General features: G+C 76.3%; 2 protein-coding genes. Both read right to left on the reverse strand.

Going from position 1 to position 6,187, the window contains the following annotated elements; genetic code table 11:
* On the reverse strand, nt 1–1,926 hold a 1,926-nt coding region (locus CCN44_RS48060; protein ID WP_143650129.1), incomplete at its 3' end, for an SDR family NAD(P)-dependent oxidoreductase.
* Nucleotides 1,923–6,187 (reverse strand): type I polyketide synthase (locus tag CCN44_RS43570; RefSeq protein WP_143650131.1); only part of this gene is annotated, 4,265 nt, incomplete at its 5' end. The genes CCN44_RS43570 and CCN44_RS48060, both read right to left, overlap by 4 nt.

A 6,187-nucleotide genomic window follows, 5' to 3' on the forward strand; every position in this document is an offset into this window, starting at 1 on the left:
CACCACACCCGTCAACGGGAAAGCCGCGACCAGGCGCTCCACCGCACCCCGGTCCGACACATCACACGCCACCACATCCACGGCGGCGCCCAACCCGGCCAGTTCGGCCACCAACTCCTCGGCACCACCCCTGCGGCTCGCCAGCACCAGCCGCCGCACACCGTGTTCGGTGACCAGATGCCGGGCCACCAGCCTGCCGAGGACGCCCGTGCCGCCGGTCACCAGGACCACGTCGTCCGGGCCGAACGGCGCGCCGTCGTCCGGCTGGGCACCGGTGCGGGCGAGTCGGGGGACGTACGTCTCGCCGGCGCGTACGGCGACCCACGGCTCGTCGGCCAGGGCCGCGGCGGCGGGCAGGGCGCGCTCGGAGTCGGGGTGTCCGTCGAGCGTGACATGGCCGAACCGGCCCGGGTGTTCGGCCTGGGCGGAGCGCAGCAGACCGCCGACGGCGGCGCCGGGCAGGTCGGTGTCGCGGGTGACGAGGACCAGTCGTCCGGCCCGGTCGTCGGCGATCCACCGCTGGACCGCGGCGAGCGCCTCGCGCACGGCCCGGCGTACCGCCTCGGGGGTGTCCGTCCCGTGCGGTGCGTCAAGGCGCAGGAGTTCTGCGGCGGTGTCGTCCGCGGGTGCGGTGGCGGTCACCGGCAGCCAGTCCAGGTGCAGAACCGGGTCGGCGGGGGTGCGGGCGGCGGCGACCTGCCCGGCCGTGACGGCCCGCAGGCGCAGCGAGGCGACGGTCGCCAGGGGCGCGCCGGTTCCGTCGGCGAGGTCGACGGCGACGGTCTCGTCGCCCAGCGGGGTGAGCCGTACCCGTGCCGCGCGGGCGCCGACGGCGTGCACACGCAGGCCGTGCCAGGCGAAGGGGAGTCCGCCGTCGCCGACCAGCCCGCCGAGGCCGATCGGGTGCAGGGCCGCGTCCAGCAGGGCCGGGTGCAGCAGGAAGCCCGACTCGTCGGCGTCCGCGGGGAGTTCGACGTCGGCCAGGAGGTCGGTGCCGTGCCGCCAGGCCGCGCGGACGCCACGGAAGACCGGACCGTAGTCGAGACCGCGGTCGGCGAGGGTGTCGTAGAGCGCGGACACGTCCACCGGTTCGGCGCCGGCGGGCGGCCACTCGGTCAGCGGCGTCCCGGTCGCCGCGGTGTCACCGGGCGTGAGGACGCCCTCCGCGTGCCGGGTCCAGGGTGCCTCGCCGTCCTCGGGGCGCGCGTGCACGCTGACGGTACGGCGGTGGTCCGCTTCGGCGCGGCCCACCCGTACCTGGAGGTGCAGGGCGCCGCGCTCGGGCAGCGCCAGGGGCGCGCCGAGGACGAGCTCGTCCAGGGTGCCGCAGCCGACGCGGTCGCCGGCGGCGAGGGCGAGTTCGGCGAGCGCCGCGCCCGGCAGCAGGGTGGTGCCGAGGACGATGTGGTCGGCCGTCCAGGCGGCCGGGTCCGCGGCGAGCCGTCCGGTGAGGACCAGGCCGCCGTCCTCCGCGAGGTCGACGGCCGCGCCGAGCAGGGGGTGCCCGGCGGCGGTCAGTCCGGCTCCGGCCAGTTCGTCGGCGGAGGGGCCGGAGGGGGTCAGCCAGTAGCGCGTGTGCTGGAAGGCGTAGGTGGGCAGGTCGGCCTGGCCGGTGACGCCCGGGAAGCAGCGTGCCCAGTCGACGTCGGTGCCCGTGGTGTGCAGGGTGGCGAGGTGGGTGAGGAGTTGCCGCGGCCCGTCCTGGTCGCGGCGGAGGGTGCCGACCACGACGGCGGTCCGCTCGGCGGCCTCCGCCGTCTCCTGCACCGCGGCGGTCAGCACCGGGTGCGGGCTGACCTCCACGAAGACCCCGTGACCCGCGTCGAGCAGTGCGCGCACCGCGGGTTCGAATCCCACCGGCTCCCGCAGGTTGCGGTACCAGTAGCCGGCGTCCAGCGCGGTGCCGTCGGCCCACTCCCCCGTCACGGTGGACAGCAGCGGAACCGTGCCCTCGGCCGGCCGGATGCCGTCGAGGTCGGCCAGCAGCCGGCACGCACCGGTTCCACGAGCGGCGAGTGGGAGGCGTAGTCCACGGCGATTCGGCGGGCCCGTACCTCCCGCTCCGCGCAGTGCGCGAGGAACTCCTCCAGCGCCGCCGCCTCACCGGCGACGACGACGGACCGCGGACCGTTGACCGCCGCCACCGCGACCCGGTCCGCCCAGCCCGCCAGCAGCTCCTCCGTCTCGGCGGGCGCGGCAGCCACGGACACCATGCCCCCACCGCCCGCCAGCGCCGTCAACGCCCGGCTGCGCAACGCGACCACACGCGCGCCGTCCTCCAACGACAGCACACCCGCCACGCAGGCGGCCGCGATCTCACCCTGCGAGTGACCGACGACAGCCGAGGGCACGACGCCGTACGAACGCCACACCTCCGCCAGCGACACCATCACCGCCCACAACACCGGCTGCACCACATCGACCCGGTCCAGCCCCGGAGCACCCTCCACACCCCGCACCACATCCAGCAACGACCAACCCACGAACGGCTCCAGAGCCGCCGCACACACATCCATCCGCTCGGCGAACACCGGCGACGAATCCAACAGATCCACCGCCATCCCCGCCCACTGCGCCCCCTGACCCGGGAACACGAACACCACCCGACCGTCACCCGACGACCCGGCAGCACCCGCCACCACACCCTCGACCGGCTCCCCCGCCGCCAACGCGGCAAGAGAACGCCGCGCCTCCACCACATCACCGGCCACCACCACCGCACGATGCGACAGCGACGCCCGCGACGCGGCGAGGGAGCGGCCGACCGTCGCCAGGGCGGCGGTGTCGGGCTCCGTGAGGTGGTCGTGCAGCCGGCGTGCCTGGGCGGCGAGCGCGGCGGGGGTGTGCGCGGACAACAGCAGCGGGACGGCGGGGAGTTCGGCCGGTGCCGGCTCTGCGGCCGGCTCCGGTGCCTCTTCGAGGACGACATGGGCGTTGGTGCCCGAGACGCCGAACGACGACACGGCGGCCCGGCGCGGCCGGCGCGCACGCGTCCACTCGCGCTCCTCGGTGAGCAGTTCCACCGCGCCCTCGGCCCAGTCGACGTGCGGGGACGGCTCGTCCACGTGCAGCGTGCGCGGCAGCACACCGTGCCGCATCGCCTGCACCATCTTGATCACACCGGCCACACCGGCGGCGGCCTGCGTGTGCCCGATGTTGGACTTGACCGAGCCCAGCCACAGGGGCTGTGCGCGCTCCTGACCGTAGGTGGCGAGGAGTGCCTGCGCCTCGATGGGGTCGCCCAGGGTGGTGCCCGTGCCGTGCGCCTCCACCGCGTCCACGTCGGCCGGCGAGAGACCCGCGCCCGCGAGGGCCTGGCGGATCACCCGCTGCTGCGACGGGCCGTTCGGCGCGGTCAGACCGTTCGACGCACCGTCCTGGTTCACCGCGGAACCGCGGACGACGGCGAGCACCCGGTGTCCGTTCCTGCGCGCGTCCGACAGCCGCTCGACGAGCAGCATGCCGACGCCCTCGGACCAGCCGACGCCGTCGGCGGACGCGGCGAACGACTTGCAGCGCCCGTCGGGGGCGAGGCCGCGCTGCCGGGAGAACTCCACGAAGGTGCCCGGGGTGGCCATGACGGTGACACCGCCGGCCAGGGCCATCGAGCACTCGCCGCTGCGCAGCGCCTGGATCGCCCAGTGCAGCGCGACCAGCGAGGAGGAGCACGCGGTGTCGACGGTGACGGCGGGGCCCTCCAGGCCGAGGGTGTAGGCGACCCGGCCGGACAGCACGCTGCCGGCGGTGCCGAGGCCGAGGTAGCCCTCGACGCCCTCCGGGAGGGTGCCGGTGCCGCTGCCGTAGTCGTGGTACATCAGTCCGGCGAAGACGCCGGTGGCGCTGCCGCGCAGCGTGGTGGGGTCGATGCCGGCCCGCTCGACGGCCTCCCAGGAGGTTTCCAGGAGCAGCCGCTGCTGCGGGTCCATGGCCAGCGCCTCGCGCGGGCTGATGCCGAAGAACTCGGCGTCGAAGTCGGCCGCTCCGGCGAGGAAGCCGCCCTCGCGGGTGTAGCTCGTCCCGGTGCGGGACTGGTCGGGGTCGTAGACGGACGCGAGGTCCCAGCCGCGGTCCTCGGGGAAGCCGGTGATGGCGTCGGTGCCGGCGCGCACCAGCCGCCACAGGTCCTCGGGCGAGGCCACGCCGCCGGGGTAGCGGCAGGCCATGCCGACGATCGCGATCGGCTCGTCCGCGCTCACGGCGGTGGTGGCGGGCGCAAGTGTGCCGCTGGTGGCCGACGGGCCGGCGTCCAGGGCCGCGTCGAGGAGGTGGCGGGCCAGCGCGGCGGCCGTCGGGTGGTCGAAGGTGATCGTCGCGGCGAGGCGGAGGCCGGTGGCGGCGGTGAGCCGGTTGCGCAGTTCCACGGCGGCCAGCGAGTCGAAGCCGAGGTCGAGGAAGGAGCGGTCGGGGGCCACGGCGTCGGGGCCGTCGTGGCCGAGCACGGTCGCCGCGGTCTCCCGGACCAGGTCCAGGGCGGCCCGGCGCTGCTCGGTCTCGGGGAGCGCGGCGAGCCGTTCGGCGAAGCCGCCGGGCCGGGTGGCCGCGGCGGTGCGGAGCGCGGGGGCCGGTACCAGTCCGCGCAGCACGGGCGGCAGCGCGTCCGCCTGGGCGCGCAGTACGGCGAGGTCCAGTCGCGCGGCGACGGTCAGGGGCGCCTCGGCGGCGCAGGCGGCGTCGAACAGGGCGAGGCCGTCGGTGTGGGTGAGGGGGACGACTCCGCCGCGGGCGAGCCGGGCCGCGTCCACCCGGTCCAGCTCGCCGGCCATGCCGTCGGTCCAGGGTCCCCAGGCGAGGGAGGTCGCGGGCAGCCCCTGCGCCCGCCGATGCGCGGCGAGCGCGTCCAGCGCGGCATTGGCAGCCGCGTACCCGCCCTGCCCCGCACTGCCCACGACACCCGCCAGCGACGAGAACAGCACGAACGCCCGCAGACCCAGACCAGCCGTCAGCTCATGCAGATGCCAGGCACCGTCCACCTTCGCCGCCAGCACCGCGTCGACCCGCTCAGCCGTCAACGACTCCACCGTGCCGTCGTCCAGCACACCAGCCGCGTGCACCACACCCGTCAACGGGAAAGCCGCGACCAGGCGCTCCACCGCACCCCGGTCCGACACATCACACGCCACCACATCCACGGCGGCGCCCAACCCGGCCAGTTCGGCCACCAACTCCTCGGCGCCACCCCTGCGGCTCGCCAGCACCAGCCGCCGCACACCGTGTTCGGTGACCAGATGCCGGGCCACCACACGGCCCAGCGCACCCGTGCCACCGGTCACCAGCACCACGTCGTCCGCACCGAACGGCACGGCACCGGGCGCATGGCCGGCCGAGCGGACCAGTCGCGGTACCAGCACCTGTCCGTCGCGCACGGCGATCTGGGGTTCGCCGGTGGCGAGGGCGGACGGGAGGGCGGTGATGTCCTCGGGGGTGGCCAGGTCGGCCAGGACGAAGCGGCCGGGGTGCTCGGACTGGGCGCTGCGCAGCAGGCCCCAGACGGCGGCGCCGGCCAGGTCGGGCACGGTGTCGCCGGGTTCGGCGGCGACGGCGCCGTGGGTGACGACGACGAGCGGGCCGGTCGGCCGGTCGCCGGCGAGCTGCTCCTGGAGCCGGGCGAGGGCGGTGCGGGTGGCCGCCCGGACGGTCCGCGGGTCCGTGCCGGCGGGCAGGGTGAGCACGGTGACGTCGGTGTCGGCGGCGGTCCCGTCGGTGCGGGAGCCGTGGGAGCCGAGGGCGGTGGTGAGGGCGTCGGCGCCGGGGCCGAGGACGGTCCAGCGGGCCGCGGTGGCCGGTCCCGCCGGGCGGGGTTCCCACCGTACGCGGTGCAGCGCGTCGGCAGCGGTGCCGCCGCGGACCTCGGTGGCCGGGCGCAGGCGGAGGTCGGTGACGGTGACGACCGGCCGGCCCGTGGCGTCGGCGGCGGTGAGGGCGACGGCGTCGGGGCCGGTCCGGGTCAGCCGTACCCGCAGGGCGCGGGCGCCGGTCGCGTGCAGGCGGACGCCCGTCCAGGTGAAGGGCAGTCCGCCGTGCTCGACCAGGCCGCCGAGGCCGAGGGCGTGCAGGGCGGTGTCGAACAGGGCGGGGTGCAGCAGGAAGCCCGACTCGTCGGTGCCGGCGGGCAGTTCGACGTCGGCGAGGAGGTCGGTGCCGTGCCGCCAGGCCGCGCGGACGCCGCGGAAGGCGGGGCCGTAGCCGA

The sequence above is a fragment of the Streptomyces tricolor genome, from assembly GCF_002155905.1.
GTDB lineage: Bacteria > Actinomycetota > Actinomycetes > Streptomycetales > Streptomycetaceae > Streptomyces > Streptomyces tricolor.